Origin of the sequence: [Clostridium] clostridioforme AGR2157, assembly GCF_000424325.1 — a bacterium.
Lineage (GTDB): Bacteria > Bacillota > Clostridia > Lachnospirales > Lachnospiraceae > Enterocloster > Enterocloster clostridioformis_A.
Genome location: NZ_AUJR01000004.1, coordinates 50,763 through 77,399 on the forward strand (window position 1 = coordinate 50,763; position 26,637 = coordinate 77,399).

The 26,637-nt window shown below is 52.7% G+C and carries 30 protein-coding genes; 25 read left to right on the forward strand and 5 right to left on the reverse strand.

All coding sequences use genetic code 11. The annotated features are described in order from the left end of the window. The first annotated feature begins 318 nt into the window (after window positions 1-318). Together G614_RS0101335 and G614_RS31010 are read left to right on the forward strand one after the other, a co-directional pair. Complete coding sequence (locus G614_RS0101335) at window positions 319-1,083, forward strand: 4Fe-4S binding protein (protein WP_027640477.1); 765 nt, start codon at window positions 319-321, stop codon at window positions 1,081-1,083. A gap of 223 nt (window positions 1,084-1,306) precedes the next feature. Further along, window positions 1,307-1,495 carry a hypothetical protein gene (locus tag G614_RS31010; RefSeq protein WP_027640478.1) on the forward strand — a complete coding sequence of 63 codons (189 nt, stop codon included), beginning with the start codon at window positions 1,307-1,309 and terminating at the stop codon, window positions 1,493-1,495. A 144-nt stretch (window positions 1,496-1,639) separates the two neighbouring features. Here the strand turns inward: G614_RS31010 and G614_RS0101345 are convergent, their stop codons facing one another. Then, on the reverse strand, window positions 1,640-2,224 hold the full coding sequence (locus G614_RS0101345) for a dipicolinate synthase subunit B (protein ID WP_027640479.1): 585 nt from the start codon (window positions 2,222-2,224) through the stop codon (window positions 1,640-1,642). A gap of 17 nt (window positions 2,225-2,241) precedes the next feature. After that, window positions 2,242-3,090 carry a dipicolinate synthase subunit DpsA gene (locus G614_RS0101350; RefSeq protein WP_027640480.1) on the reverse strand — a complete coding sequence of 283 codons (849 nt, stop codon included), beginning with the start codon at window positions 3,088-3,090 and terminating at the stop codon, window positions 2,242-2,244. Window positions 3,091-3,214: 124 nt separating this feature from the next. Here G614_RS0101350 and dapA point away from each other — a divergent pair, with 124 nt between their 5' ends. From dapA to yqeB, 3 genes are all read left to right on the forward strand, one after another. Then, complete coding sequence (gene dapA / locus G614_RS0101355; RefSeq protein ID WP_027640481.1) at window positions 3,215-4,138, forward strand: 4-hydroxy-tetrahydrodipicolinate synthase; 924 nt, start codon at window positions 3,215-3,217, stop codon at window positions 4,136-4,138. A gap of 185 nt (window positions 4,139-4,323) precedes the next feature. After that, window positions 4,324-4,713 carry a winged helix-turn-helix domain-containing protein gene (locus G614_RS0101360; RefSeq protein WP_027640482.1) on the forward strand — a complete coding sequence of 130 codons (390 nt, stop codon included), beginning with the start codon at window positions 4,324-4,326 and terminating at the stop codon, window positions 4,711-4,713. A gap of 27 nt (window positions 4,714-4,740) precedes the next feature. Further along, window positions 4,741-5,568 carry a selenium-dependent molybdenum cofactor biosynthesis protein YqeB gene (yqeB, locus tag G614_RS0101365; protein WP_027640483.1) on the forward strand — a complete coding sequence of 276 codons (828 nt, stop codon included), beginning with the start codon at window positions 4,741-4,743 and terminating at the stop codon, window positions 5,566-5,568. Between the two features lie 9 nt (window positions 5,569-5,577). Here the strand turns inward: yqeB and G614_RS0101370 are convergent, their stop codons facing one another. Then, window positions 5,578-5,868 (reverse strand): DUF2325 domain-containing protein, encoded by a 291-nt coding sequence (locus G614_RS0101370; protein ID WP_002575462.1) that lies wholly within the window; start codon window positions 5,866-5,868, stop codon window positions 5,578-5,580. Window positions 5,869-6,102: 234 nt separating this feature from the next. On the opposite strand from G614_RS0101370, the gene G614_RS26535 reads away from it, so the two are divergent. The 18 genes from G614_RS26535 to rplT all read left to right on the forward strand — a co-directional run bounded on the left by G614_RS26535 (window position 6,103) and on the right by rplT (window position 22,537). After that, window positions 6,103-6,807, forward strand: coding sequence for a YoaK family protein (locus G614_RS26535; protein ID WP_044917318.1), 705 nt, complete (start codon window positions 6,103-6,105; stop codon window positions 6,805-6,807). Between the two features lie 183 nt (window positions 6,808-6,990). Beyond that, entirely contained in the window at window positions 6,991-8,049 is a 1,059-nt protein-coding gene (locus G614_RS0101380) for a molybdopterin-binding protein (protein WP_027640484.1), read from the forward strand. 24 nt (window positions 8,050-8,073) lie between these two features. Further along, on the forward strand, window positions 8,074-8,568 hold the full coding sequence (gene moaC / locus G614_RS0101385; RefSeq protein ID WP_027640485.1) for a cyclic pyranopterin monophosphate synthase MoaC: 495 nt from the start codon (window positions 8,074-8,076) through the stop codon (window positions 8,566-8,568). Continuing rightward, a complete protein-coding gene (moaA, locus tag G614_RS0101390) occupies window positions 8,565-9,644 on the forward strand; it encodes a GTP 3',8-cyclase MoaA (protein ID WP_027640486.1) in 1,080 nt (359 codons plus the stop codon). The genes moaC and moaA overlap by 4 nt, the downstream gene beginning before the upstream one ends. A 5-nt stretch (window positions 9,645-9,649) precedes the next feature. After that, entirely contained in the window at window positions 9,650-10,618 is a 969-nt protein-coding gene (locus G614_RS0101395) for an MOSC domain-containing protein (protein WP_027640487.1), read from the forward strand. 194 nt (window positions 10,619-10,812) lie between these two features. Continuing rightward, window positions 10,813-11,712 (forward strand): molybdate ABC transporter substrate-binding protein, encoded by a 900-nt coding sequence (gene modA / locus G614_RS0101400; RefSeq protein WP_027640488.1) that lies wholly within the window; start codon window positions 10,813-10,815, stop codon window positions 11,710-11,712. Between the two features lie 21 nt (window positions 11,713-11,733). Beyond that, a complete protein-coding gene (gene modB / locus G614_RS0101405) occupies window positions 11,734-12,405 on the forward strand; it encodes a molybdate ABC transporter permease subunit (RefSeq protein WP_027640489.1) in 672 nt (223 codons plus the stop codon). Window positions 12,406-12,418: 13 nt separating this feature from the next. Continuing rightward, window positions 12,419-13,567, forward strand: a complete 1,149-nt coding sequence (locus G614_RS0101410) for a sulfate/molybdate ABC transporter ATP-binding protein (RefSeq protein WP_027640490.1) — start codon at window positions 12,419-12,421, stop codon at window positions 13,565-13,567. A 50-nt stretch (window positions 13,568-13,617) separates the two neighbouring features. Further along, the gene (locus tag G614_RS0101415) at window positions 13,618-14,559 is read left to right on the forward strand and encodes an NTP transferase domain-containing protein (RefSeq protein ID WP_002584301.1); all 942 of its coding nucleotides are present in this window, start codon (window positions 13,618-13,620) and stop codon (window positions 14,557-14,559) included. After that, entirely contained in the window at window positions 14,556-15,587 is a 1,032-nt protein-coding gene (locus G614_RS0101420) for an XdhC family protein (protein ID WP_027640491.1), read from the forward strand. Before G614_RS0101415 ends, G614_RS0101420 begins: the two co-directional genes overlap by 4 nt. 392 nt (window positions 15,588-15,979) lie before the next feature. After that, window positions 15,980-16,849, forward strand: a complete 870-nt coding sequence (yqeC, locus tag G614_RS0101435) for a selenium cofactor biosynthesis protein YqeC (protein WP_027640492.1) — start codon at window positions 15,980-15,982, stop codon at window positions 16,847-16,849. A gap of 16 nt (window positions 16,850-16,865) precedes the next feature. Beyond that, on the forward strand, window positions 16,866-17,456 hold the full coding sequence (locus G614_RS0101440; protein WP_027640493.1) for a nucleotidyltransferase family protein: 591 nt from the start codon (window positions 16,866-16,868) through the stop codon (window positions 17,454-17,456). A gap of 81 nt (window positions 17,457-17,537) precedes the next feature. Continuing rightward, a complete protein-coding gene (locus G614_RS0101445; protein WP_027640494.1) occupies window positions 17,538-18,947 on the forward strand; it encodes an MATE family efflux transporter in 1,410 nt (469 codons plus the stop codon). A gap of 14 nt (window positions 18,948-18,961) precedes the next feature. Continuing rightward, window positions 18,962-20,581, forward strand: coding sequence for a hypothetical protein (locus G614_RS0101450; RefSeq protein WP_027640495.1), 1,620 nt, complete (start codon window positions 18,962-18,964; stop codon window positions 20,579-20,581). 60 nt (window positions 20,582-20,641) lie between these two features. After that, window positions 20,642-20,956: a DUF1540 domain-containing protein gene (locus G614_RS0101455; RefSeq protein WP_027640496.1), complete on the forward strand. Its 315-nt coding sequence runs from the start codon at window positions 20,642-20,644 to the stop codon at window positions 20,954-20,956. Window positions 20,957-21,430: 474 nt separating this feature from the next. Continuing rightward, entirely contained in the window at window positions 21,431-21,925 is a 495-nt protein-coding gene (gene infC, locus G614_RS0101460) for a translation initiation factor IF-3 (protein ID WP_002565217.1), read from the forward strand. A 29-nt stretch (window positions 21,926-21,954) separates the two neighbouring features. Beyond that, on the forward strand, window positions 21,955-22,152 hold the full coding sequence (gene rpmI, locus G614_RS0101465; RefSeq protein WP_002565216.1) for a 50S ribosomal protein L35: 198 nt from the start codon (window positions 21,955-21,957) through the stop codon (window positions 22,150-22,152). Between the two features lie 28 nt (window positions 22,153-22,180). Further along, window positions 22,181-22,537 carry a 50S ribosomal protein L20 gene (gene rplT, locus G614_RS0101470; protein WP_027640497.1) on the forward strand — a complete coding sequence of 119 codons (357 nt, stop codon included), beginning with the start codon at window positions 22,181-22,183 and terminating at the stop codon, window positions 22,535-22,537. Between the two features lie 193 nt (window positions 22,538-22,730). Here rplT and G614_RS0101475 read toward each other — a convergent pair whose 3' ends face one another. Next, on the reverse strand, window positions 22,731-22,934 hold the full coding sequence (locus tag G614_RS0101475) for a hypothetical protein (RefSeq protein WP_002565211.1): 204 nt from the start codon (window positions 22,932-22,934) through the stop codon (window positions 22,731-22,733). 372 nt (window positions 22,935-23,306) lie between these two features. Continuing rightward, window positions 23,307-23,642 (reverse strand): YmaF family protein, encoded by a 336-nt coding sequence (locus tag G614_RS34145; protein WP_027640499.1) that lies wholly within the window; start codon window positions 23,640-23,642, stop codon window positions 23,307-23,309. A 349-nt stretch (window positions 23,643-23,991) separates the two neighbouring features. Here G614_RS34145 and G614_RS0101490 point away from each other — a divergent pair, with 349 nt between their 5' ends. Further along, window positions 23,992-24,666 (forward strand): ABC transporter ATP-binding protein, encoded by a 675-nt coding sequence (locus G614_RS0101490; RefSeq protein ID WP_027640500.1) that lies wholly within the window; start codon window positions 23,992-23,994, stop codon window positions 24,664-24,666. A 77-nt stretch (window positions 24,667-24,743) separates the two neighbouring features. Then, window positions 24,744-26,621: a zinc ribbon domain-containing protein gene (locus G614_RS0101495; protein WP_027640501.1), complete on the forward strand. Its 1,878-nt coding sequence runs from the start codon at window positions 24,744-24,746 to the stop codon at window positions 26,619-26,621. The last annotated feature ends 16 nt before the right edge of the window (window positions 26,622-26,637 follow it).

The window sequence follows — 26,637 nt, forward strand, 5'->3', positions numbered from 1 at the left end:
ATTGACAATGCGCGGCCATGTAAAGGTTCATGCAGGAACGAAAAATCAAAGACGGGTATATCGTTGTAAAAAATCTAGTATACTGATGTCCTCATGGACATGCCTGGGCTCCGGTAAACGGCAGATACGTGATGAATGACCGGCCCGGAATCGGCCAGGAGATGAGTGAGGAGGCGATGGCTGCCTAGGCCAAGGTGGTTATTGACTGATTTTTGAAAGCAGGCGGTGATTCTGTTTTTCAGATGGTGCTTTTCCGCCCAGAATGTGATAAAATAACTAGAATATCGAATGAATATACAAAATTCCGGAGGTAACAGCATGAATAAGATGGAACATATAACCGTTGTGTATTTCAGCCCCACAGGCGGAACCAGAAAAGCCTGTCTCAGCCTGGCCATGGAGATGGGGAAGAAGGTAAAGGATGTGGACCTTTGCAGCCTGGAGGGAGAGTATTCCTTTGGACCGGAGGATACCGTAATTGTGGGTGTGCCTGTGTTCGGCGGCAGGATACCCGGATATGCGGCGGAGAAGCTTACATATCTGAGAGGCGGCGGGGCAGCGGCAGTGACGGCGGCTGTCTACGGCAACAGGGCCTTTGAGGACGCCCTGCTGGAACTGGACGACTGCTTAAAGGCGCAGGGATTCAGGATTGGGGCAGGGACAGCGCTGCTGGCAGAACACTCCATGGTCCGGGACGTTGCGGCAGGCCGGCCGGACGGCAGGGACCAGAAGGAAATGGCTGACTTTGCGGCCAAAATTCTGGAAAAGCTGGAAGGGGACGGCTGGCAGGAGCCCCAGGTGCCCGGAAACCGTCCTTACCGTGACTGGAAGCAGATGCCGGTGATTCCGCTTACCAACGCATCCTGCATATCCTGCGGACTGTGCGCTGCCAGATGTCCTGTACAGGCCATTCCTGCGAGCAATCCTTCCTCCACGGACCAGTCGCGCTGCATCCTCTGTATGCGCTGCATTTCCGTCTGTCCGGTGAAGGCCAGAAGCCTGCCTGAGCAGGCCTGCGCCATGCTGGAGCAGAAGCTTTCCCCTGTCAGGGATATCAGACGGGAAAATGAGCTGTTTTTATAATCCGCCTATTGAATCCCGGTGCATTTCGGATTATAATCTTAAGTTGTACTTGTAAAAGGAGTACTTTTCCGTCAGGCCAGCGGTAAAGGCGGCTACGCCAGGTCGGCAGGCATCCTGTATGCGCTGAACCGCCAAAGACTGGGACTGCCCGGCCTTATCACGCCCAACCCGGCGCCGGACAGGCAGCAGATGGACAAGCTGGCCTGGCTGGAAAAGGGTTGGTATGAAGGTGTCCTGGCATTTGCCTGTGAGGCGGGAGAACGCCCAGGTTGCCCAGAGCGAGGCAGGAGCTGAGGGCGCAGAGGCGGCGGACGGTGAAAAGACCGTATATCCCGCAGGAACCCTGGTGGTGTACGCCATGGGAAATCCACAGTACAGGCAGCAGTGGTTATCCAATGTTTTTTGCCTATGATTATGGCATAAGCAAAGACAGGAAAAGCAACAGCATTTTCAGGAATATTGCATAGGCAGTAAGCCAACACAGACAGTGAGGATCGGATTCATACTTAAGCAGTATGATTCCGATCCCCTTTATTTTTATTACCGTGAAAGGGCCTTACACCCCCTGTATAACCGGCTGTATCTGCCTGCCCTCCAGGGCCTCCTTCAGAGTGTCCTCTATGAGCCCGGTACGGGCAATCATGGAGGTGGGCTTTTTCACCGGGTCATCCTGGCCAAAGGGAACAAAGTAGATGTTCTTCATGTTGAACAGCAGGCCGATGTTCTTAAGGTTGATGCCAAGGGCATCGTTGGTGGATACGGAAATCACCAGGGGCCTGCCGTTCCGCAGATGTGCTTTTGCAGCCATGAGGACCGGGGTGTCCGTGATTCCGTTGGCCAGTTTTGCCAGGGTGTTGCCGGTGCAGGGGGCGATGAGGAGGACATCCAGGTACCCCTTCGGACCAATGGGTTCGGCCTCCTCGATTTTCAGTATGGGCTTCATTTCTGTGATGGATGTTATCCGGTCCATAAACTCGCCGGTATCCCCAAAACGGGAGTCCGTGGACTGGACGCTTCCTGAGAAGATGGGGTGCAGGACGGCCCCTGTCTCCTTCAGATGTCTGATTTCCTGTTCTATCTTTGCAAAGGTGCAAAAAGACCCGGTGACGGCCAGACCTATATTTTTTCCTTTTAATTCCATATTGTTCTCCTTATTCCTTACTGAGTCTGTGAATCCCGGATATGCTCCATGACGGCCTCATAAAGAATTATGGCAGAGGAAAGGGGGGAGTAACGGCCGGGAAGTCCGGGGCATAATCTGGCCCGTATATTCAGGCGTTCCAGGGCCTGGAAGTCCACCCCTCCCGGCGCGGAGGCAATGTCTATGACAGCCGCATTTTCCTGAAGCTGTTTTGCCAGGGCTGCATCCAGTACCAGGGACGGTATGGTGTTGAATATAAAATCAAATTCTCCTATGACGGTTTCCAGTTCCTTTAACAGGCAGGTATCGTATCCCAGACAATGGGCCCGGACCAGCTGGGAGGCATCACGGCCTGCCACGGTCACGCTGGCTCCCATGCCCTTCAGCCGGTCAGCCAGAATGGAGGCGCATCTGCCATATCCGAATACCAGGCAGCGGCTCCTGTAAAGGTTTCTCGGACTTAAGGCTATGGCCTCTGCCACGGCGCCCTCTGCGGTAGCAACGGCATTCTTCCATGCCACATCCTCCATCTGCATGAAATCATGGCAGGGAATGGAAAGGGAATCACAGCGTTCCCTGACAGAGGAGGGGATATTCCCTCCAAAGAGTATATGGGTGTTTTTCAGGCAGGCCGTGAAGGTGTGTATTTCCAGGCCGGGCAGGCTGTTTTCTGAGTAGACGGTTTTACCGTCCTTGGTAAAAGGAACGGGACAGAGGATGATATGGGAATTTTCCATGGCTTCCCTGAGAGAGAAGGGGGAAGAAGGTCTGTCATAGTAAAAGCGGGTCCTGGCTCCGGCCTGAATTAGAAGCCGGTTCAGGCAAATCTGCCTGGAATCTCCGCCCAGTATGAGGAATTGATGCATGGATACGCTCCTTATGAGATTGGATTCATATTGTCACTATATGACAAAAAGAAATAATTGGTACCATAAAGATGAGTTTGTCATATTTTCATAGTATAATGATTGAATCGGGGGACTGATGTTTATGAGACACAGTATTTTTGAGGGCAGCGCTGCTGCAGTGGTGACGCCCATGAATGGATATGGAAATCTTGATTTTGACGCCTTTGGAAGGCTTTTAGAATGGATTATAAGGGAAGGGACGGACGCTGTGGTGGTGAACGGTACCACTGGGGAGTCGGCCACCCTGGACGACAAGGAAAAAGTGGCTGTCATCCGCTATGCCGTAAAACAGGTGGACGGCAGGATTCCTGTCATTGCAGGTACGGGGAGCAACTGTACGGAGCATGCGGTGGAGCTGTCCAGAAAGGCCCAGGAGCTGGGGGCGGATGCCCTGCTGCAGGTGACGCCCTATTACAACAAGGCATCCCAGGAGGGGCTGGTGCGTCATTTTACCAAAGTGGCGGACCATGTGAGCATTCCCATCCTTTTATACAATGTGCCCAGCCGTACCGGGGTGACCATTCAGCCGGAAACTTACAAGATTCTATCGGAGCATCCCAATATACGGGGGACAAAGGAGGCCGGCGGCAGCCTGTCCCTGATTGCCAGGACAGCGGCTTTGTGCGGGGAGGGATTTGATATCTATTCCGGCAATGATGACCAGACCGTCCCCATCATGTCCCTGGGCGGCAAGGGTGTGGTGTCGGTGCTGGCAAATATCATGCCAAAGGAGACACATCAGATGTGCCGCCTGTACCTGGACGGGGATGTGAAGGAGAGCAGGCGGATGCAGCTTAAGCTTCTGGAAATCATGGAAGCCCTGTTCTGGGATGTGAACCCCATACCGGTGAAGGCAGCTCTTGGCATGATGGGAGTCTGCGGGGACAACCTGCGCCTTCCGCTGACGCCCATGGAGCCGGAGCAGAGGGAGAGACTGGCCGCGGTCATGAAACGGCAGGGAATCAGTCTGAAAAAAGAATTGCATAATCAGACAAATCTGCTATAATAAAGGGAGTGAAAAAATAGCAGTTTGGAGCTTTATGCACAGAGAAACAAAAGCCGGCAGCAACCATTGCTTCAGGGGGTTTCTGAAAATGTCAGAGGCCTTTCAATGATGGTTTGCCCGGCTTTTATCTTTGAGGACGTTATTCTTAAAAAAATATAACCAATCAGAAAAAAGGGGGCATATCATTGGACCAGATTCAGCTTCACTATGGGATATCACTGAAATTATATTTTGAAAATAAGGCATTCGGACCCGGCATGTCAGCACTGCTGAGGGGAGTGGAATCAACGGGTTCCCTTCAGGGGGCGGCTCAGGCCATGAACATGGCTTACAGCAAGGCATGGAAGATGTTAAAGGAGTCAGAAAAGGCATGGGGGTTCATGCTGACGGAGCGGGAGACAGGAGGAAGGAACGGAGGCGGTTCCACCCTTACGCCTCAGGCTGTCCGGTTGTTGGAGGCATACGACGCCTTCATGACAGAGACAAGGCAGGAACTGGACCGGTTATTCGAAAAATATTTTTCGCAGGAATGGGTGGAAGAGCTGAAGCAATCCGTTGAACAGGCAAAAGAATAATTAAAGATGGAAGGAAATGGATGTGTAATGACGGAACGTACAAAACAACTGGTAATTGTAAGAGGCGGCGGTGATATTGCTACCGGTACCATCCACAAGCTTTACCGCTGCGGATACCCTGTGCTGGTGCTGGAGTCGGGATATCCCTCGGCAATCCGCAGATGTGTGGCCTTTTCCGAAGCAGTATATGACGGTACGTCTGAGGTGGAGGGAATCACCTGCATCAAGGCTTCCGGCTACGGGGAAGCCTGCACCATCATGGAACAGGGAGCAGTACCCATCATGATTGACGAGAACTGCGGGGTGCTGGAAAAAGTGCGTCCCTGGGCTCTGGTGGATGCCATCCTGGCAAAGAAAAACCTGGGGACCAAAAGAGATATGGCGGATAAGACCATCGGCCTTGGGCCGGGCTTTACAGCCGGACAGGATGTGGACCTTGTGATAGAGACCATGAGAGGCCACAATCTGGGGCGCATCATTGGAAACGGAAGCGCAGCCCCCAATACCGGAATTCCCGGAGTCATCGGCGGCTATGGGGCGGAGCGGGTCATCCATTCCCCGGCCAAGGGGATTTTCTTTGGCAAGGCCCTGATTGGTGACATGGTGGAGCAGGGAGAGGCTATTGGCATTATTGTGACCGGACAGGGCGAGGTTACGGTGGAAGCTTCCCTTACAGGGCTTTTGAGGGGAATCATAAAAGACGGGTATCCGGTAGTGAAGGGATTTAAGATTGCTGACATAGACCCCAGAAAAAGTGAATATGAAAACTGCTTCACCATATCGGACAAGGCCAGATGCATCGCAGGCTCCGTGGTGGAGGGCCTACAGATGCTGGAGGTGAAGCAGGGATACTGATTGGAAAGCCTATACGGCACAGACCGCGCATTTTTCTTCCAGGATTTCTGTGAGGGCTGTGCCGCTGCTGGTATGGCAGCGGACAATCTCCGTGCCGCTTCCCACCTCGTCCAGGGCGCAGCGTATCATCTTATGGGATACAGTGTTGGTAAACAGGACCAGGAGGTCAGGACTGCCAATCTGTTTATCCAGGCTGGCGCTCATTTGGGTAAATACTTTTGCCTTACACTTGTAATTCCTGCAAATCTTCTTATATTGGCTTACCATACGGTCATGGCCTCCGATAATGACAACGCTCATGTAAAATCCTCCTTTTGCGGTGCTTGCGCGGTTAGCCAAAACTAACTTCGTAATTACATAATACAATAATTTTGTAAAATTGTCCAGCTCTTTACATGAGAAAGTTTATCATGTTCGGATTGGTGAATGGTGGTGAATCTGTGAAACATTTAACTATTTTAATTTAGTCTGAGTTGTGGTAAAATCTTGAGTTGGAAGAATCAGATTCTTAACTTGGGAAAGGCGGCAGTAGAGATGGAAAAGAGTATGCGTACCCGTGGACAGATGTCGGAGGCTGTGTCAACGGGTATTTTTTTGACTTTGTCAGGAGGTTTTCAGGATGCTTATACGTATTACTGCAGGGGAAATGTGTTTGCCAATGCACAGACAGGCAACATCGTGCTCATGGGAAGCCATTTGGCTGCCAGGGAGTGGAACATGGCCGTGCGGTATCTGGCTCCTGTCCTGGCCTTTGCAGGCGGAGTGTACATGGCGGAGCATGTGAAACGGCTTCACCAGCAGGACAGGAGGTTTCATTGGAGGCAGCTGATTGTGGTCATTGAAATCATCCTGCTTTTTGTGGTGGGATTCCTGCCGCAGGATATGAATATGGCAGCCAATATCATTGTCTCTTTTGTATGCGCTCTTCAGGTCAATGCCTTCAGGAAAATCAAGGGAAGCCCCTATGCCACCACCATGTGTATCGGAAATCTGCGCAGCGCCACGGAAAACCTGTACTGGTACCGCCACACGGGCAAAAAGGACCATCGGGATAAATGTATCCGCTACTATGGGGTCATCGGCATATTTGCGATAGGAGCTGTCATGGGCAGTGTACTCACGGCCTATCTCAGGGAGCGCACCATATGGGTCAGCTGCGGGCTTTTGCTGGTCAGCTTCCTGATTATGTCTGTGAAAGATGAGCATAGGGGGGTGGATGCTCGGTTCAAGTGCCGGTAGACTGATGGTCTGCCGCTTCCAGTGTATATGACAACATCATGGACAACATGGCCTTAAAATGATACACCTCCACACATAAGTTCCCATTTGCAGTGTATGTGTCTTTACAAAACCGAACGCTGGTGCTATTCTATATGTAAAGCGTTATTTGAAAATAAAAATAACGGGTGGAGGTTAAATAGAATGAAACTCATTCAGACAGTGGATGCGCAAGGCACCGTACTGTGCCATGATATCACGCAGATTATTAAGGGAGTGACAAAGGATGCGGTTTTTTGCAAGGGCCATGTGGTCACGAAGGAAGACATCCCGGTCCTCTTAAGTGTGGGAAAGGACCAGCTCTATGTATGGGAGAAGGAAGATGGAATGCTTCATGAGAATGATGCGGCGGAGGTTCTCTGTGACATGTGCAAAGGGCAGCATATGGAGCGTTCCCAGGCAAAGGAAGGCAAGATTGAGCTGACAGCTGCATGTGACGGCCTGCTGAAGGTGGATAACCGTGGGCTTAAGGCGGTAAACGGATTCGGTCAGATGATGATAGCCACCCGTCATGGCAATTTTGCAGTGAAGAAGGGGGACAAGCTGGCAGGGACCAGAATCATCCCTCTTGTGATTGAGGAAAAAAAGATGGAGGCAGCAAAAAGGGCGGCCGCAGAGGCCACAGGGGGATGTCCCATCCTGGAGCTGAAACCATTTTTACATAAAAAGGTTGGTATCGTTACAACGGGCAACGAGGTGTTTTACGGCCGTATCAAGGATACCTTCACACCTGTGATACGGGGGAAGCTTTCAGAGTTTGACACAGAGGTCATTGGCCATGTGACATGGAACGATGACGATACCAAGGTGACGGCCAGCATCCTGGACATGATACAAAAGGGTGCGGACGTGGTTGTCTGTACGGGAGGCATGAGTGTGGATCCGGACGACAAGACGCCGCTTGCCATTCGCAACACCGGAGCAGACATCGTATCCTACGGCGCGCCGGTGCTCCCGGGAGCCATGTTCCTGCTGGCCTATTACCAGGTCAGGGATGGGGAAAATCCCCGTACTGTTGCCATAATGGGACTTCCGGGCTGCGTCATGTATGCTAAGCGCACCATATTTGACCTGGTCCTGCCCAGAATCATGGCGGACGACCGGGTGACGGCAGATGACCTGGCTGCATTGGGCCAGGGCGGGCTTTGCCTTAACTGTCCGGAATGCACCTTCCCCAACTGCGGGTTTGGCAAGGGGCTCTAACAAACCGTTAGAAAGGAAACAGACATGGAATTTACACATTTTGACGACCAGGGCAACGCCCTGATGGTAGATGTGGGGGATAAGGCTGAGACAAAGCGGGAGGCAGTGGCCAGAGGCAGTATCTTCATGAGCCCCGAGTGCCTGGAGAAGGTGGCGCAGGGAACCATGGCAAAGGGGGATGTGCTGGGTGTTGCCAGAGTGGCAGGCATCATGGGGGCCAAAAGGACCTCTGAGCTGATTCCTCTGTGCCATATTCTGAACCTTACGAAGCTCACCGTGGATTTCACCATAAAGAAAGAGAGCAATGAGATTGAGGCTGTCTGCACGGCCAGGACCACGGGAAAAACCGGCGTGGAGATGGAGGCGCTGACAGGGGTGTCCGTGGCGCTGCTGACGGTCTACGACATGTGCAAGGCCGTGGATAAAGCCATGGAGATCGGCGACATCTACCTGGAACGTAAAAGCGGAGGCAAGAGCGGGGAATTCCATAACCCCAGATGTGCCCGGAACAGGGGATGAGCAATATGAAGGATGCATTGGGAAGAACCATTGACTATATGAGGATATCTATTACGGACAGGTGCAACCTGCGCTGTAAGTACTGCATGCCCTATGGGGTGGAGTGCGTGCCCAGGTGGGATATTCTGTCTCTGGAGGAGATCCAGGCCGTGGGAATCTGTGCCGCCAGCCTTGGCATACGCCATATCAGGGTGACGGGAGGCGAACCGCTGGTGCGCAGGGACTGCTGCCAGCTGGTGAAGCAGCTTAAGAGCACACCGGGCATTGAGAAGGTAACCATAACCACCAACGGCGTGCTGCTGGAGCGGTATCTGGACGATTTGGCGGAGGCCGGGATAGACGGCATCAATATAAGCCTTGACACACTGGACAGGGACCTGTATCAGAAGATAACAGGAACCGACGCCCTGGGCGCTGTGATGGAGGCCGTCAGGCGGGCCTGTGCCATGCCGGTATCCGTTAAAATCAATGCAGTGTCCATTGATTTTAACCAGATGGATGCGGTCCCGCAGGAAATCAGCCGGGAATCCGGACAGGATGGCTGGCGGCAGATGGCGGAGCTGGCAAGGGAGTATCCGGTGGATGTGCGGTTCATTGAGATGATGCCCATTGGTTACGGCAGGAATTTTAAGACCATCAACCACCAGGAGCTGCTGGAGGAGATGATGAAGGCATATCCCTGTATGGAGGAGGATGACCGGGTCCATGGCTTCGGACCGGCTGTCTACTACCGGATACCGGGATTTAAGGGCAGTATCGGACTGATTAGCGCTATCCACGGAAAATTCTGCAGCGGCTGCAACCGGGTGCGCCTTACCTCCCAGGGCTATCTGAAACCCTGTCTGTGCTATGAGGACGGGGTGGATTTGAGGCGGATACTGAGAAAAGGACAGGAACGGCCCAAGGAGGAGGGGCATTACCGCTGGCCCTATACCGGCTGCCCGTCTGATGAGGGGCTTCAGAGGGAACTGAGGAAGGCCATGGAACAAGCCGTATTATGCAAACCCGCGGCCCACTGCTTCGAGCGTCCGGGTCAGATAACAGAAGCACATAACATGATTGCTATTGGAGGATAAAGTATATGTCAGAGCAGACAAAACAGAATGTCTGTCCCACCGGAGTGGTGAAGGCCATCTGTATCAGTGATAAACGGGGAATTGAGAAGAGGGCCATAGAAGAGGGGCATTTCCTGGTGGATTTCGGTATTGAGGGAGATGCCCACGCAGGCCGCTGGCACCGCCAGGTAAGCCTTCTCTCCTATGATAAGGTGAGGGCGTTCAACGAGCGCGGGGCCAATGTCATAGACGGGGCTTTTGGCGAGAACCTGGTGGTGGAGGGGATTGATTTCAGAAGCCTTCCCGTGGGTACAAGGCTGTATGCGGGGACCGTGCAGATGGAGATGACCCAGATAGGAAAGGAATGTCACAGCCACTGCGCTATCTACAAGCGCATGGGTGAGTGCATCATGCCCAAGGAGGGCGTGTTTGCCAGAGTCATCCGGGAGGGAATCATCCGTCCTGGCGATGTGATGCGGGTGGAGCCGCCGGCGGAGGAACGTCCCTTTACGGCTGCCGTCATCACCCTCAGCGACAAGGGTGCCAGGGGAGAGCGAAAGGACGAGAGCGGTCCTGCGGCAAAGGAGATACTGGAGGCAGCCGGATATGAGGTGGCAGAGCTTCTGCTTTTGCCGGATGAGCCGGTTCAGCTGAAGACACAGCTTATACGTCTGGCGGACAGCCGCCAGGTGGACCTGGTTCTGACCAGCGGAGGAACGGGATTTTCCCTCAGGGACCAGACACCGGAGGCCACCATGGCAGTGGCTGAGCGCAATGCGCCTGGAATCGCCGAATTCATCCGCATGAAGTCCATGGAGGTGACGGACCGGGCCATGCTCAGCAGGGGCGTGTCCGTTATCCGGGGAAAGACCCTGATTGTGAACCTGCCGGGAAGCCCCAAGGCGGTTAAGGAGAGCCTTGGCTTCATCATGGGCAGTCTTGACCATGGCCTTAAGATACTCAGGGGAAGCGCCTCGGAATGCGCCAGAAGCTAGAGCGCGTCTGAAAGCAGTCTCAGACACGCTTCTGAGAGACAGATAACAGTGATATGGGAATACAGGCACTTGTCCGGTATAAATGCTCATCCGTTGCAGATGGGCATTTATGCGGGGGACGATATGGTCGTTTGAGTATAACGAGTACCTGTGTTTGTATATAAATAATATTCTAAATCCAGGAGGATTAAATTATGAAAAAACAGATTTGCATGATGATGGCGGCAATGATGGCGGCAGCAGCCCTGACCGGCTGCTCAGGCGGGGCAAAGGAAACAACGGCGGCCCCCACCGCGGCAAAGACAGCGGCAGAGACAACCCAGGCACCTGCCGCCGGTGAAGAGACAGAAGCAGAGTCTTCGGCCGGGGAGACTATGGCAGCCCAGGCAGGCGAATCCGCGGAGATTCTGGTTGCGGCTGCCGCCAGCCTTAAGAATGCCTATGAGGATGAACTGATTCCCATGTTCCAGGAGCAGTATCCGGGCGTGGTTGTCAAGGGTACGTATGACAGCTCAGGCAAGCTCCAGACGCAGATTGAGGAAGGACTGGAGGCGGATGTGTTCATGTCAGCCGCGACCAAGCAGATGACAGCCCTGGACGAGGAAGGCATGATTGAATCCGACACCGTCACCAACCTGCTGGAGAATAAGATTGTGCTCATCGTTCCCGCAGGCAGCAGCGCGGGGTTTGAGAAGTTTGAGGACATTGAGAAGGCAGAGAGCATTGCTCTCGGAGACCCAGCCAGCGTGCCTGCCGGACAGTACGCGCAGGAAGCTCTTACCAGCCTGGGCATCTGGGATAAGATTCAGGACAAGGTAAGCTTTGGAACCAACGTGACAGAAGTGCTTAACCAGGTGGCCGCGTCCAGCGCTGACGCGGGTATCGTATACGCCACCGACGCAGCCGGCATGGCGGATCAGGTGCAAGTGGTAGCTGAGGCTCCGGAGGGCAGCCTTGCGGGGAAGGTCATCTATCCTGTGGCGGTAGTGAAGAACACGGCTCACGCAGAAGAAGCAAAGAACTTTGTGGAATTCCTTAAGACGGACGAGGCCATGAAGGTATTTGAGGAGTACGGATTCACGAAAGGCGAGTAAGGAAAAAGGGAGGAACCATCCATGGACTGGTCACCGATACTGATATCTATGAAGACAGCCAGCCTGTCGATTTTCATTACGTTTTTTCTGGGAATCTTTGCGGCATGGGCTGTGGTGAGCATGAAAAATGAAACATGGAAGCTGATTTGGGACGGCGTGCTTACGCTGCCCCTTGTCCTTCCCCCTACGGTGGCCGGTTTTTTTCTTCTCTATATTTTCGGGGTCAAACGGCCGGCAGGACAGTTTTTTATTGAATATTTCAGCGTTAAGATTGCATTTTCATGGACAGCTACGGTGATTGCGGCCGTGGTTATGTCCTTTCCTTTGATGTACCGCTCTGCCAGGGGCGCGTTTGAGCAGGTGGACCAGAACCTGGCGGCGGCAGCCAGGACCCTGGGTATGAGCGAGTGGAGCATCTTCTGGAAGGTGCTCATGACAGGAGGCATGCCGGGGGTTGTCAGCGGAGGCGTACTGGCCTTTGCAAGGGGACTGGGAGAGTTTGGGGCCACTGCCATGATTGCGGGAAATATAGCAGGCAAAACAAGGACCCTTCCCATGGCGGTCTATTCCGAGGTGGCCGCAGGCAATATGGATACGGCGTACCGGTATGTGGCAGTGATTGTGGTCATCGCATTCCTGTCCATTATATTGATGAACTGGGCGGCATTAAGGCCCGTGAACCGGAAGGGATGAAAGGGGAACAGCCGTGAACTCAGAATACAATCTTCATTTGGAAGTTGATATAAGAAAGAAATTAAAGGGTTTCAGCCTGGACATCAGCTTTGAGGCCGGGCGGGGATGCCTGGGCATCCTGGGGCCGTCGGGCTGCGGCAAAAGCATGACACTGAAATCCATAGCCGGCATCATCCGCCCGGACAAGGGCAGGATTGCCCTGCGCTATGCCCAGGGGGAGGCGGCCGGGGGCCGTGTTCTCTATGACTCTGCCCTCAAGATCAATGAGAAGCCCCAGGTAAGGCGGGTGGGCTACCTGTTCCAGAACTATGCCCTGTTTCCGGGCATGACCGTGGAGCAGAACATCATGGTGGGATTAAAAGGGGGACGGGGAAATGTGGGGCTTAGAAGGCGCCGGCCCATGTCCCGGGAAGCCGGGGAACAAAAGGTGTCCGAGATGGTGGAACGGTTCCGGCTTCATGGTTTGGAAAAACGCTATCCGGGCCAACTGTCAGGGGGACAGCAGCAGAGGGTGGCCCTGGCCAGGAGTCTGGCCTATGAGCCGGAGGCGCTGCTGTTAGACGAGCCGTTTTCAGCCATGGACACATACCTGAGGGAAGGGCTGCGGCTGGAGCTGGCGGATGCCCTTAAGGATTATGACGGGGTGACCATTATGGTGACCCATGACAGGGATGAGGCCTATCAGCTCTGTGACAATCTGCTGCTTATGGACAGAGGATGCGTGCTGGCAGCCGGAAGGACACGGGACATCTTCCAGAACCCGGTCACATGCCAGGCAGCCAGGCTTACGGGATGTAAGAACATATCCAGGATTGAACGTCTGGGGGAACGCAGGATACGGGCCGTGGACTGGGATGGGCTGGAGCTGGCTGCGGACCGTCCCGTGGGTGACGCCATAACATACGTGGGCATCAGGGCACATGATTTTGAACCCCTGTCAGAGAGCGGCGCCAGGGCTTATATGGGGCGGGAAGACGCAAATCTTATAAAAGTATGCTCCCCATGTATTTCCGAAATGCCTTTTGAGTGGTATATTACTTTACAGAACGGTCTGTGGTGGAAGAAGGAGAAGGATATCCACACCCACGATACGGCGGGGGTGGTTCCACAGTGGCTCAGGGTGGCGCCGTCCGCCCTTTTGCTCCTGACAGGAGAACTTTAGAGGCATATATCAGGCCGTTATAATACTTATCAGAAAGGCGGAACAGACTTATGAGGACAGGGGCTGTCATTATCGCAGCAGGCCATAAGAGCACAATCAGCCGTTTTCAGCCCATGCTTCCCGTGGGGGACAGCACGGTCATACGCAGAATCATCATCACACTGAAACGGGCGGGAATCGAGCCGGTGGTTGTGGTCACGGGACAGAAGGCGGACGAGGTGGAAAAACATATTGCCGGACTGCGGGTCATCTGCCTGCGCAATCAGGATTATGAGCAGACTCAGATGTATTACAGCATCTGCATGGGGTTAAATTATATAGAGGATTTATGCGACAGGGTATTCATCCTGCCTGCCAAATTCCCCATGTTCCTTCCGGATACCATACAGCGGATGATGGGTTCCCGGGCAATGGCCGCCTGTCCTGTATATGACGGGAAACGGGGCCATCCGGTCCTGGTATCCAAGGCAGCCATCGGGCCTCTTTTGGCATATCACGGTGAAAGAGGACTGAGAGGGGCTCTGCGCCAGCCTGAAATCAATGCGCAGCTGGAAGAAATTCCGGTGGAGGATGAAGGGATTATCATGGCCGTGGAATCGGACGAGGACTGCGCCCTGGGCAGTCTGGGCAGGGAAAAGCTGGCCGTATATCCCCAGGTACAGCTGACACTGGAGCGCAATGAAGGATTTTTCGGCCCCCAGGCAGCCCAGTTCCTGTCTCTGATCGGCCATACAGGCTCCATGCAGACAGCCTGCAGGCAGATGCATATGTCCTATACCAAAGGATGGAAGATTTTAAAGGAGGCTGAGCGGCAGTTAGGCTACCCTCTTCTGATTACACAGTCAGGTGGGGCGGAGGGAGGTTTTTCGCAGCTCACGCCCAAGTCTAAGGATTTTCTGGACCGCTACCTGCGGATGGAAAAGGAACTGCGCATGGAGGGGGAACGGCTTTACAAAAAATATTTTTCCGGGGAGGAAGAGACGGAGTCATGAAAACATTATTTACAGAGTTAAGACAATTACTGGAACAGGGGGAGGAAGCTGTCCTGGTGACCATTATTGCCAGTTCCGGCTCCACTCCCAGGGGAACCGGCTCCAGGATGCTGGTAAGGAAGGACGGGTCCATAGAAGGAACCGTAGGCGGAGGCGCCGTGGAGTACCAGGCTATGCAGACAGCCCTTAAGGCCATGGAGGACAAGGCTTCCTTTGCCAAAGGATTCACTCTTACCAGAAACCAGGTGGCGGATATCGGAATGGTGTGCGGCGGAAATGTGGTGGTATATTTCCAGTACATCCGCCCCGGCGACCAGGCGCTGTCCGGTCTCTGCGGCCAGGTCCTGGATGCCCTGGCAAAGGATGAGGACAGCTGGCTTATACTGGATATCACCGACGAGACATGCTGGCAGATGGGTCTGTACAGCCGAAGCCTGGGCCTGGCCGGGATTAAGGGGCTGGGACAGCTGCCGGAGGAGGAGCTTTTCGGAAGTAATGCCCTCCAGAAGGAAGTGGATGGACGTAAGTTTTATATCGAGCCCCTGGTACAGGCGGGGACTGTCTATATATTCGGAGGCGGTCATGTGGCCCGGGAGCTGGTTCCGGTGCTGGCCCATGTGGGATTTAGATGCGTGGTCATGGATGACAGGGAGGCATTTGCCAATCCCCGGGTGTTTCCCCAGGCAGAGAGGACCGTGGTGGGGGATATGGAACATATCAGCGATTATGTGGATATCCGTCCCAGAGACTATGTGTGCGTCATGACCAGAGGGCACCAGTTTGATTATTACGTGCAGAAGCAGGCCATGGCTCTGCATCCTTATTACATCGGCATCATGGGAAGCAGGAACAAGATACGGGTGGTGACGGATAAGCTGCTGGCGGACGGCTTCTCCCTGGAGGAAATCCAAAGGTGCCATATGCCTATCGGCACAGACATAGGAGCCGAGACACCGGCGGAAATTGCCATCAGCATAACAGGGGAACTGATTGCTCAGAGAGCTGCCAGGATGGGCAAAAAGAGATAGATGCAAAAATTTTTAGGCAATCTAAAATATTTTGCATTCATGCACAAAAAACAGATGGGCGTTCACCAAAAGATTAGATATAATGCGGATTGCTAAGCAGGTCTGCCTGACATATAATGAATCTATCACAGTGATGGAAAACATATTGGAAGGAAGGAATCAGTTATGGCAGTCATCGGAGTTATATTAGTGTTTGGTATCCTGAGTTTTGATTTGTATGGTGTAATCAGGAATAATATCCAGAAATAAGGACGGAACAAGGACGGAGTAAGGCCGGAGTAAAGCCGGAGTAAGGCCGGACAGGATAAAATCCAGCAGGAATAGAACAGCAGCCGGAAGCGGGGGGTATCAAAATAAGTTTTTGTATCGACTGTAAAAGTGGAGAAAACGCCATGAGGGCTTATTTTTACGAATATGGCATATGGACCGGAACAGACAGCCTGTGGCATGGCCTGGGGCTGGAGGGACGGATGGAGCAGGCGCGGTCCGTGAAAGGACCGGGCCCTTTTGTGATATCCATGGCAGGGGCGGGGGGAAAGACATCCACCATCCGCAGACTGGCCTGGGAGGCCGTGAGACGCGGACTTAAGGTGCTGGTGGTTACAACGACCCATATGGCCCGCCCCGGTGCTTTTGGAGCCTTTGAGGGCAATGCGGAAGAAATCAGGACCGTTCTGGGATGCCACGGCCTGGCTGTGGCCGGAAGGCTGGCGGAGAAGGGAAAGATTGCATTTACAGGCTGGGAATTATATAGGGAGGCCTGTTCCCTGGCGGATTTGGTGCTGGTGGAGGCTGACGGCTCCAGGCGCCTGCCTTTGAAGGTGCCAAGGGACGGGGAGCCGGTGATACCGGACAATACAGACATGATTTTATGTCTCAACGGCCTGTCATCCCTTGGAAAGCGGGCTGAGGACTGTTGCCTGAGGCTTGAGGAGGCCAGGGCTCTGATGAACCGCCACGGCCGCAGACACTATGAGGATAACCGCAAGCCGTGGGGCAGTGCGGCGGATGGACTTGGCCGGAATCCGGAAAACAGGGCGGACTGGGTCATACAAAAGGAAGATATGATGACACTGATAAACCATGGATATCTGCTGCCCCTGCGGGCAGACTATCCTGGAGCGGATGTCCTGCCGGTATTCAACCAGGCCGACACCCCGGAGGAAGCAGCGCTGGCCGGGGAAATGCTGGAGGGCATGGGAGAGACAGCGGGGATTGCAAGCGGACAGCTGGACCAGGACGGGTCTGCCCGGTTATTTTAAAGGATGGTTATGAGGGATGAAGATATCGTTTATCTATATGGCTTCCGGATTTGGAAGCCGTTTTGGCTCTAATAAGCTGCTGATACCCTTTAAGGGGAAGGAGCTTTACCGCCATGGGCTTGACTGTATCTGCCGGGCGGCGGAGGAGCTGGAAAAAGAGGGGCACCGGACAGAGGTTCTGGTGGTCAGCCAGTATGAGGAGATTCTAAAGCAGGCCGAAAGCCAGGGACTGCTGGCGGTTCTTAACAGATTCAGCGGCGAGGGAATCACCGCCTCCCTCAGGCTGGGGACTGATTCGGCCTCTCCTGAATCAGAGGCGCTTCTGTTTTCAGTGGCTGACCAGCCATATATGAGTCCGTTCACCCTGAAGAAATTCATACATGGTTTCCGGCTGTCCGGGAAGGGGATTGGCTGTGTGTGCCATCAGGGAAAGCGGGGGAATCCCGCCATATTCAGCCGCGCCTACAGGCAGGAGCTTATGGGGCTTCGCGGGGACAGGGGAGGAAGCGTAATCATGAAGGCGCACCCTGAGGATGTGTGGACCATGGAGGTGCCGGAGGAAGAACTTAAGGACATTGACCGGACAGAGGATTTGGGCGCGGTATAGACATTGTCGGCAGCATTTTTCCAAAGTTATTCGGTGCGGCCGGGACAAAACAGACAGAACGAACGGAAATGTGGTGGGAGTATGAAACAGTCGGATAATCAATTGGACAAAAAATCGGACAATCAGAAGAAAAACGATTTTTCCAAGGGCAGCGTGGTGGGAAATATCATGAAGCTGGCGGTTCCCATGACCCTGGCGCAGCTCATCAATGTGCTGTATAACATTGTGGACCGCATTTACATAGGAATGATACCGGAGAATGCCACCCTGTCTCTGACAGGGCTGGGGCTCTGCCTGCCCATCATATCTATTGTGATTGCCTTTGCCAACCTCTTTGGTATGGGCGGCGCTCCCCTGTGTTCCATTGAGAGAGGCAGGGGAAACGAGAAAGAGGCGGAGGCCATCATGGGCAATTCCTTTGTGATGATGGTGGCAGTGGGAATTCTGCTGACGGTCCTGGGCCTGATGTTTAAGCGGCCCATGCTGTATCTCTTTGGCGCCAGCGATGCCACCATACCCTACGCAGACGCCTATGTGACTATCTATCTCATGGGCAATATCTTTGTCATGACAGGTCTGGGCATGAACAGCTTCATCAACTCCCAGGGCTTTGGGACCGTGGGCATGATGACTGTGCTTTTGGGGGCAGTCACCAATATTGTACTGGACCCCGTCTTTATCTTTGTTTTCCATATGGGGGTAAGGGGCGCTGCCCTGGCCACCATCCTTTCTCAGATGCTGTCAGCCCTGTGGATTCTGGCCTTCCTCACCGGCAGGCGTACCATACTGAAGCTGCGGCCTTCGGCCATGAGGCTGGACGCCGGCAGGCTGCTTCGCATCGTGGGCCTGGGGATGTCCGGATTTACCATGTCCATCACCAACAGTCTTGTACAAATCATGTATAATTCCATGCTCCAGAAATTCGGCGGCGACCTCTATGTGGGAATCATGACCGTAATCAACTCGGTCAGGGAGGTCATTTCCATGCCCGTAAACGGCCTGACCAACAGCGCCCAGCCCGTGATGGGGTTTAACTACGGAGCCGGGGAGTATAAAAGGGTACAGAAGGCCATTATATTCATGTCCGTGGTCTGTATCCTGTATACAGTGGTGGCCTGGGGATTTGTGGACTGGTTTCCGGCGTTCTTCATCCGCATCTTCAACCGGGAGGGTGACATGGTGGAGGCGGGAATCCCGGCCATACGCATGTATTTCTTTGGATTTTTCATGATGTCCCTTCAGTTTGCGGGCCAGTCCGTGTTTGTGGGTCTGGGGAAATCCAGAAACGCGGTATTTTTTTCCATTTTCCGCAAGGTCATCATCGTCATACCCCTTATCATCATACTGCCCACTGTATTCGGAATGGGAACCCAGGGCATACTGATGGCAGAGCCCATATCCAACTTCATCGGAGGAGCCGCCTGCTTCGGGACCATGCTGCTCACTGTGTGGCCTGAGTTAAAACGAGGCGGAGAAAAGAACCACAGCTAAAGGAGAAAGAACCAATGAAAAGACCATATATGAAGGCCGCGGCCATACTGGGGGCGGCAGCGTTCCTGTTCACATCCGGGTTTGCCAGGGCAGAGGACCATGCCGCGGGGACAGCAGGTTACCTCAAATCAGCCACCTACTATTCCGATGACTGGGTCATCAATTTCTGGAACAGCGAGAGCCGCCATATGGACCAGGAGCTGGCCCGCATTGCGCAGGACGGCTTTAACAATATTATCCTGGTGGTGCCCTGGAGGGAATTCCAGCCCGGCATGTCCCCCTGTACATACAACCAATATGCCTGGGACAAGCTGGACCGTGTCATGGACGCCGCTGCCGCCCAGGGACTGAGCGTGATGCTGAGGGTGGGATATACCTGGGATTACTGCGGGGCCGGCAATGTGATGGAACGGTACCAGGGGCTGATGCAGGAGGGGACGGAGCGGTCGGCCTGGCTGGAATATTTGGGCCGTCTCTATCAGGCGGCATCCTCTCATGAGAATTTCTGCGGAGGGTTCCTGACCTGGGAGGACTTCTGGAACTTCACGGATTCCAGCGCGTCCCTGGGAAACGGGGTAAAGGGACGCAGCATGGCCAAGGCCTGCGGATATGTGGATTACGCCAGGGAAAATTATGAACTGGAAGAACTGGAGGAGATGTACGGGCACAAGCTGTCCGGCTATGACGACTTGTATTTTCCGGCCAGGGATTCCCAGGCCAGAAGCGTATTTTACGGGTTTTACGACCAGTTTTTAAATGAACTTCTGGCTGACAGCCAGACCGTGTTTCCGGGCCTGTCCATGGAAGTGCGCCTGGATGTGGACCCGGTGGAGCACAAGGACGGAAGCCAGGAGGGCTTCATGCATTCCTCCACCTTCACCAGCGGCAGTGCGGCCTATACCAGCGCAATGTACGGCATTCCCATGGGCTTCATGAATGAGCATGAACGCGTGACGGCAGCGGAAGCACTGGAAAAGGTTCCCGTGTTCCTGAACCGCCTTCATGTGTACAGCGGAGGCAAGCCGGTGTATCTGGACCAGTTCCTGTTTACGGACAATACAGTAGGATACGAGTACAATGCCCAGCTGCGGGACGATGAAAAATCGTTGTATCTGGAAGGCGTTGCTCCCATTCTTAAAAATTCCACCATGGGATACGGCATCTGGACCTATCGGGATTACGGGGACAATAAGCTGTTCAACGCCCAGTTTGCCCTCGGCATGGACGGATGGCGTTTTTCCGGAGGAAGCTGCATTGTGGAGGATGAGAACGGAAAATCCGCAATGATTCCTTCCGGCGGGAATATTTACCAGAACCTGGGCGGCCGGATGACGGGCAATACAGGAAAGGATACTTATGTGAAGCTGAGGACAGGGGCAGCGGAAAAGTGCAGGCTGACCATACGCATGGGATCCCAGTCAAGGACCGTGGACGTGAAGGAGGAGCGGAAGGTAGAGCTTAAATTCAGCAACTGCCGGCCCTCGGATTTCACCATCAGCGTAAGCGGCGGCAAAGGCGCCTATGTGGACGACGTTCAGGTATATACCTTTGTGACCCAGGGAGAGCTTTACAATATGGACGGCAGCGAAGGAAAATGCATTGAAGCCCTGCGGCTCATGAATCAAAAATTATAATCCGTACATACTATCCTTGTCATTGGTAAGAATGAAGACCAGGAGAAGGAGGTAAGGACGATGACCAAGCTGGAATGTAGTGTAAAGAACTGCCTGCACAACGCTGACAACTGCTGCTGTAAGGCAGCCATTGCAGTGGATGGGAACAAGGCTATGACGGCAGAGCAGACCTGCTGTGCAAGCTTTGACGAGAACAAGGGAGGCAAGTTCACCAACCTGTTCAAGACCCCTGAGACAAGGCTGGAGATTGCCTGCGACGCAGTAAAATGTGTCTACAATGAGGAACACCGCTGCAGCGCTGAGCGTATTGACATAAACGGTGACGGAGCCTGCGAATGTACGGAAACCAGGTGCAGTACCTTTAAGGCCAGATAGATTTAGAACCAGGACAGGATGTGGGGGACGTCTTCCGGGGAACCGGAAGGCGTCTCCGGCCTTTAGCGGAAGGCTGGAAGGAGGCTGGGAGACAGGTGGAGGCGGGAGTGGAAGAATTGTTTGGCTGAAGAAGAGTTTGGAGACAAGTCTGGAGAAAAGTTTATAAGAAAAGTGTGAAATTAGAGTTGACAAATACGTTCAAATGTAGTAGATTAATATAAGTTGTGAGAACGACTGACAGGAAAGCAGGTATCCGCCTCACCCTGGCACGAGCAAGTGACCCGGGTTCATAGATGAAACGATGTGCTGTATTATTTCCGGAGATTTTCAGGTGAGATAGGGCAGCAGATGGTTTTATGTGAGGAAGTGGATAGTCAGGCTGTCCGCTTTATTTTTTGCCCTAGAGGGAAAGAGGGGCATGCTGATTCCAGAACAACATGACTTATTTGGAGGTGTACGACTATTAGCGAATTAATGATTAACGAGCAAATCAGAGACAAGGAAGTACGGCTGATTGGCGAGGACGGGGAGCAGTTAGGCATCGTGCCGGGAAAAGAGGCGCTGAGGATGGCTCAGGAAGCAGAGCTTGACCTGGTGAAGATTGCACCTACGGCAAAGCCGCCGGTATGTAAGATTATCGACTATGGCAAGTACCGTTATGAACTGGCACGCAAGGAAAAAGAAGCCAAGAAGAAACAGAAGGTAATCGAGATAAAGGAAGTTCGTTTGTCACCCAACATTGACACCAACGACCTGAACACCAAGGTGGGAGCTGCCAGAAAGTTTTTGGAGAAGGGCGACAAAGTGAAGGTAACACTTCGATTCCGCGGTCGTGAGATGGCCCATATGTTCAAGTCCAAATACATCCTGGATGATTTCGCTGAGAGTTTAAAGGATATCGCAGTTATCGATAAACCCTCCAAAGTTGAAGGAAGAAGCATGGTTATGTTTTTAACTGCAAAACGTTAAAATAGAAAGTTTTAAGGAGGAAATTTACAATGCCAAAGTTAAAAACCAGCAGAGCAGCAGCAAAGCGCTTTAAAAAGACAGGAACCGGTAAGTTAGTCCGCAATAAAGCTTACAAGTCTCACATCTTAACTAAGAAGTCCACTAAGAGGAAAAGAAATCTTAGAAAAGATATCGTTACCGATGCTACCAACTCAAAGGTAATGAAGAAGATTTTACCATATCTGTAAGTTTGAATTGTAGAAGGAGGAATTACCGATGGCAAGAGTAAAAGGCGGTTTAAATGCAAAGAAGAAACACAATAGAGTCTTAAAGATGGCTAAGGGCTACAGAGGCGCCCGTTCCAAGCAGTACAGGATTGCAAAGCAGTCCGTAATGCGTGCCCTGACCAGCTCCTATGCAGGCAGAAAAGAGAGAAAGAGACAGTTCAGACAGCTGTGGATAGCACGTATCAACGCTGCAGCACATATCAACGGCCTGTCCTACAGCAAGTTCATGTACGGCTTAAAGTTAGCTGAGGTTGACTTAAACCGTAAGGTTCTGTCTGAAATGGCTATCAATGACGCAGAAGGATTTGCAAAGTTGGCTGAGCTGGCTAAGTCCAAAATTGCTTAATTGAGTTTGTATAAGATTACAAGTGGGTATTGCAGGACAAGCTGCAGTGCCCTCTTTTTTTGAAACAGCCTTTTCGCAGCTGCTTCAAAAAAGAGGGAGGATACTTGTGAGGACTGTGCTCTTTACGCTGGATGTGAAAGATTGTTATGATACAGGCGGGCGCCGGATGACCAGGCCCGCCCTTTCCCCGTCTTTAGTGCTCTCCTGTTTTATAATCGTCCCTTGCCCAGTTGGGAGCATTGATAGGGCCAGCTTTTGCGTTGCCGTTTTTGGCAGCCCCCTGGATTTCGGGAACCTGGGCCTGCTCATTTTTGGGGTGGTTCATTTTGTGGTGGTTCTCGGTTCCGTGATTATCAGCGTCGTAAGGGCTGGGTCTTCTCATTCCTGCTTTTGCCATGATGATACCTCCTGTCCATAGTAGTTTTTGTATGATTGGCGGAAATTATTCGGGAGAACGTCCCCTTCTGATTTTGCATTGTGTTTTTTCCTGCCATACACATATTCGATACAGGAAAGAGGCCTACTAGGTTATTGGGAGTTGCAGGTAGAGTCAAGAAAAACAAAAAAGACTGTTATGGAGCCGCCGAAGCAGCTCCATACATATTATCTCCAGGGCCAAAAGACATTGCGGTCACGTCGGTCCCTGTAGTCATCACGCCTATCGTGGTCACGTCGGCATGGAGGACAGGGGGGACAAGGTGGACAACTGGGTCTACGGCGCTGGCATTGAATGAATTGTTCAAAATTATCACGCATAGGGTTACCTCCTTTAGCATCTATCAATAGGATTGTTAATCAAAGAGGACACTCTGAATTCGTGGGTATGTCCATCCTGAAAAGTCGTGCGGGCCTTCACAAAGTGAATGTGTCTGCCATCACCCACGGGTATAGCAGGAGAAGATGTCCCGCTAAATTCGTGAACATGCCCGTCGTAAGAATCAGTAAGAAATGTTACCCTGTGAACATGGCTTCCCATAAAAGGTATAGCCTCACCGGATACAGTTGCAAAACGGTGATTATGAGGGTCTTCACAGCGTTCGGCGATGAGAGTGCTCCCCAAGATTTCGTGTACATGTTGCATGTTGCAAGTATTCATTTCATTCATTTTCGTTTGCTCCTTTCTTTTAGTGTAATATAGCATATGAAAAAAGAGATGAATGCGTGACAAGCCGTAATATAGAAGGTGACTATTCGTGTAAAATCTGCGGAAAGTACGATGGAAAGCACCATCTCGCTCAGATAGTGAAAAGAGGCAGCCCATGTTGATACAGGTTAAGATTGAGGGGAATGGGAACAGTCTTATATTTGACTGCGACCTGATTTCATGCTATTTTCAACCAGGTTATACCGGCCTATTAAGGAATCGTTAATAATTATTATTTTGCATTCCCTCCCAATGTATGGTACACTGAGTCCTGTATCATATATTGCTTTTTATGGGAGTGGTTGCAGCGATGCTGGAGATATCAGGAATTTATAAGTCCTATCACAGACAGAATATTTTAGCGGGAGTGGACCTGATGGTGGCTCCGGGAGAATGTGTGGGTATCGTGGGCTATAACGGCTGCGGCAAGACCACTCTTTTGTCCATTCTGGCAGGCGCCCAGAAAGCGGACCGGGGCAGCATCCTCTATAACGGCAGGGAGGCATCGGGCCATCCGCGGGTATTTGCAGAGGAGGCGGCTTATGTGCCCCAGGAGAATCCCCTTATGGAGGAACTGACTGTAAGGGACAACCTGCTTTTGTGGTACAGGGGAAGCAGGAAGCAGATGGAATCGGATTTAAAGGGCGGAGCGGCTTCCATGCTGGGTGTGGACCGCATGCTGGACCGTACGGCGGGAAAGCTTTCCGGCGGGATGAAGAAGCGGCTCAGCATAGCATGTGCCCTGTCAAACCATGCTCCGGTCCTTATTATGGATGAGCCGGGGGCTGCCCTGGATTTGGAGTGTAAGGAAATCATCAGGAACTATCTCAGGGAATATATGGCTTCAGGCGGGGCTGTCATACTGACATCCCATGAGCTGGCAGAGCTGGCCCTGTGTACGAAGATGTATATACTAAAAGGCGGGGTGTTAAGTGGAATCGATTGTGGCCTGTCGGCAAAAGAGCTGATTAGCCAATTTCGATAGAACATAACGAAAGGGCAGCCGTTGCGGCAGCATACAGGGCAGCGGGAAGGTCCTTTTGCAAGGGAGGAGAGAGAAATATGAAATGTACCAAGTGTGGAGCAGAGCAGGAAGCAGATGTGAAATTCTGCACCCAGTGCGGGGCTTCGATGGAACATGACAATCAGACACCGGAAGACAAAGGCCCAGATACGGTAAAAGAAGAACCGGCGGCCGAAGAGAAGACTGTAAAAGAGGAAGAACCGGCGGCCGAAGCAGAAACCGTAAAAGCGGAAGAACCGGCGCCAACCACCGTGACCGTGCCGCAAGAACCCCAGCCAAATAAGAAATTTATCAAGGTATTGGCTGCTGTCATCGCCATTGCCGCTGTCATTGCCATTGCGGCGCTGGCCTATGTGAAGATGACCACAAAGGACCCCAAGCAGGTGGTCATTGACGCTTTTGAGAATGTATTCCCGGAAGGCCAGGTTTACCCTTCTGAGGAGCTGTTTGGACTGAAGGACTTTGCTGAGACAGTGAAGACAGCCGACAGCCAGGGCGGACTGACACTTAAGATGGACAGCTGCTCGGATGAGACGGTCAATGCCTATGCCGGAAGCGGTCTGCGCTTCGAGGCAAAGGACGACAAGACCAATGGCAAGAGCTTCTTCAACATGGGAGTAATCTACAGCGGCATGGACCTTGCCAATCTGAACGCATATTATGGGGATGATACCCTGATGCTTGCGATTCCGGAGCTGTCCGGCAAGGTGTTTACCGTAGACCTGGGAGAGGGACTGGCAGACCGTATTAAGAATTCGCCTACCGTGGGACCGCTGCTGGAGCAGAACGGCGTGGATGTGGAAGGCATGGCCGCTTATTTCGCGGAGCTGATGGACGAGGCTGAAAAAGCACAGACAGAAGGCAAACAGCCCTTTGACATGGAGGCGCTGATTAACCGTTATAAGGAAGGATGCAAGGCCCAGGAGAATTTCAAGGCTGCCCTGACGGTTGAAAAGGCCGCTAGGGGAACCTACACCATGGATGGTGCACAGGTGAGCTGCAAGGGATACAATGTGACTGTAAGCAAGGATTCCATGATTGAATTCCTTCGTCAGTCCTCTGATTTCTTCCTTCAGGATGAGACCCTGAAAGCGGACTTCATGCGTCAGCTGGAGACAACCGTGAAGATGAGCGAGCTTATGGGCGGAACTATGTCAGGAGCCGGAACCATGTCCGCGCAGGAGATGCAGCAGCAGTCCTACGAGGAGGCAAAGAAAATGGCGGACCAGATGATTGAATATCTGGACAAGGCGCTGACCGATGTAAATATGACGGTTTATGTGGATAAGAAGGGACGCCTGGCAGCAGTGGAAGGCTCCACCAATCTCCATGTAGATGATTCAGGTGTTTTCGAAGAGGGCTCCGTTGCAGTGACCTTTAGCTGCCGGCTTCAGGGCGGCGCCTATCTGACTCAGAATGCCCTGGCCAGCATCACGCTGGAGGGTGCCACGGATACGGTGAGCATTGATATGGTGAAGCAGGGAACCTATGACAAAAGCGTGCTGACCAGCGACCTTTCACTGGACCTGTCTGTGCCCGGTGATGAGGCTTATAATTTTACATATACCAGTACTTATGATTCCAAGGATGGAAGCTACCACCTGTCAGGCGAGGTAGGTGGAAATGGATCGCAGCTTGTGAAGATTTCCGCAACAGGCGCAGTGGACCAGCTGGAAAAGGGCAAATCCGTTCATGTGAACATCGATTCCCTGGAGACATCCATTCTGGATGATTCCGTGAATGTGGTCCTCAGCGGTGAATACTACTATCAGCCGCTGGAAGGCGAAATCAGTCCTTTAGAGGGCGAGGCCATGGATGTGCTGTCTGCCACTGAAGAGGATTGGACCAATGTAGGGATGGAAATGCTGTTTGGCGTCATGGGATTAGGCAGCCAGCTGGGAATATCCATGTACTAATAATATAAAAGGAATG

Excerpts from the sequence above, each read along its gene's own strand:
- G614_RS0101345 (WP_027640479.1), bottom strand. The coding sequence starts at position 2,224 with ATGGAATTAAAAGGAAAAAATATAGGTCTGGCCGTCACCGGGTCTTTT.
- G614_RS31010 (WP_027640478.1), top strand. The coding sequence starts at position 1,307 with ATGAAGGTGTCCTGGCATTTGCCTGTGAGGCGGGAGAACGCCCAGGTT.
- G614_RS0101495 (WP_027640501.1), top strand. The coding sequence starts at position 24,744 with ATGAAATGTACCAAGTGTGGAGCAGAGCAGGAAGCAGATGTGAAATTC.
- infC (WP_002565217.1), top strand. The coding sequence starts at position 21,431 with ATGATTAACGAGCAAATCAGAGACAAGGAAGTACGGCTGATTGGCGAG.
- G614_RS0101445 (WP_027640494.1), top strand. The coding sequence starts at position 17,538 with ATGAAACAGTCGGATAATCAATTGGACAAAAAATCGGACAATCAGAAG.
- G614_RS0101455 (WP_027640496.1), top strand. The coding sequence starts at position 20,642 with ATGACCAAGCTGGAATGTAGTGTAAAGAACTGCCTGCACAACGCTGAC.
- rplT (WP_027640497.1), top strand. The coding sequence starts at position 22,181 with ATGGCAAGAGTAAAAGGCGGTTTAAATGCAAAGAAGAAACACAATAGA.
- rpmI (WP_002565216.1), top strand. The coding sequence starts at position 21,955 with ATGCCAAAGTTAAAAACCAGCAGAGCAGCAGCAAAGCGCTTTAAAAAG.
- G614_RS34145 (WP_027640499.1), bottom strand. The coding sequence starts at position 23,642 with ATGAATGAAATGAATACTTGCAACATGCAACATGTACACGAAATCTTG.
- yqeB (WP_027640483.1), top strand. The coding sequence starts at position 4,741 with ATGACGGAACGTACAAAACAACTGGTAATTGTAAGAGGCGGCGGTGAT.
- G614_RS0101420 (WP_027640491.1), top strand. The coding sequence starts at position 14,556 with ATGAAAACATTATTTACAGAGTTAAGACAATTACTGGAACAGGGGGAG.
- moaA (WP_027640486.1), top strand. The coding sequence starts at position 8,565 with ATGAGCAATATGAAGGATGCATTGGGAAGAACCATTGACTATATGAGG.
- G614_RS0101370 (WP_002575462.1), bottom strand. The coding sequence starts at position 5,868 with ATGAGCGTTGTCATTATCGGAGGCCATGACCGTATGGTAAGCCAATAT.
- modB (WP_027640489.1), top strand. The coding sequence starts at position 11,734 with ATGGACTGGTCACCGATACTGATATCTATGAAGACAGCCAGCCTGTCG.
- G614_RS0101415 (WP_002584301.1), top strand. The coding sequence starts at position 13,618 with ATGAGGACAGGGGCTGTCATTATCGCAGCAGGCCATAAGAGCACAATC.
- yqeC (WP_027640492.1), top strand. The coding sequence starts at position 15,980 with ATGAGGGCTTATTTTTACGAATATGGCATATGGACCGGAACAGACAGC.
- G614_RS0101350 (WP_027640480.1), bottom strand. The coding sequence starts at position 3,090 with ATGCATCAATTCCTCATACTGGGCGGAGATTCCAGGCAGATTTGCCTG.
- moaC (WP_027640485.1), top strand. The coding sequence starts at position 8,074 with ATGGAATTTACACATTTTGACGACCAGGGCAACGCCCTGATGGTAGAT.
- G614_RS0101395 (WP_027640487.1), top strand. The coding sequence starts at position 9,650 with ATGTCAGAGCAGACAAAACAGAATGTCTGTCCCACCGGAGTGGTGAAG.
- G614_RS0101335 (WP_027640477.1), top strand. The coding sequence starts at position 319 with ATGAATAAGATGGAACATATAACCGTTGTGTATTTCAGCCCCACAGGC.
- modA (WP_027640488.1), top strand. The coding sequence starts at position 10,813 with ATGAAAAAACAGATTTGCATGATGATGGCGGCAATGATGGCGGCAGCA.
- G614_RS26535 (WP_044917318.1), top strand. The coding sequence starts at position 6,103 with ATGGAAAAGAGTATGCGTACCCGTGGACAGATGTCGGAGGCTGTGTCA.
- dapA (WP_027640481.1), top strand. The coding sequence starts at position 3,215 with ATGAGACACAGTATTTTTGAGGGCAGCGCTGCTGCAGTGGTGACGCCC.
- G614_RS0101490 (WP_027640500.1), top strand. The coding sequence starts at position 23,992 with ATGCTGGAGATATCAGGAATTTATAAGTCCTATCACAGACAGAATATT.
- G614_RS0101475 (WP_002565211.1), bottom strand. The coding sequence starts at position 22,934 with ATGGCAAAAGCAGGAATGAGAAGACCCAGCCCTTACGACGCTGATAAT.
- G614_RS0101380 (WP_027640484.1), top strand. The coding sequence starts at position 6,991 with ATGAAACTCATTCAGACAGTGGATGCGCAAGGCACCGTACTGTGCCAT.
- G614_RS0101440 (WP_027640493.1), top strand. The coding sequence starts at position 16,866 with ATGAAGATATCGTTTATCTATATGGCTTCCGGATTTGGAAGCCGTTTT.
- G614_RS0101450 (WP_027640495.1), top strand. The coding sequence starts at position 18,962 with ATGAAAAGACCATATATGAAGGCCGCGGCCATACTGGGGGCGGCAGCG.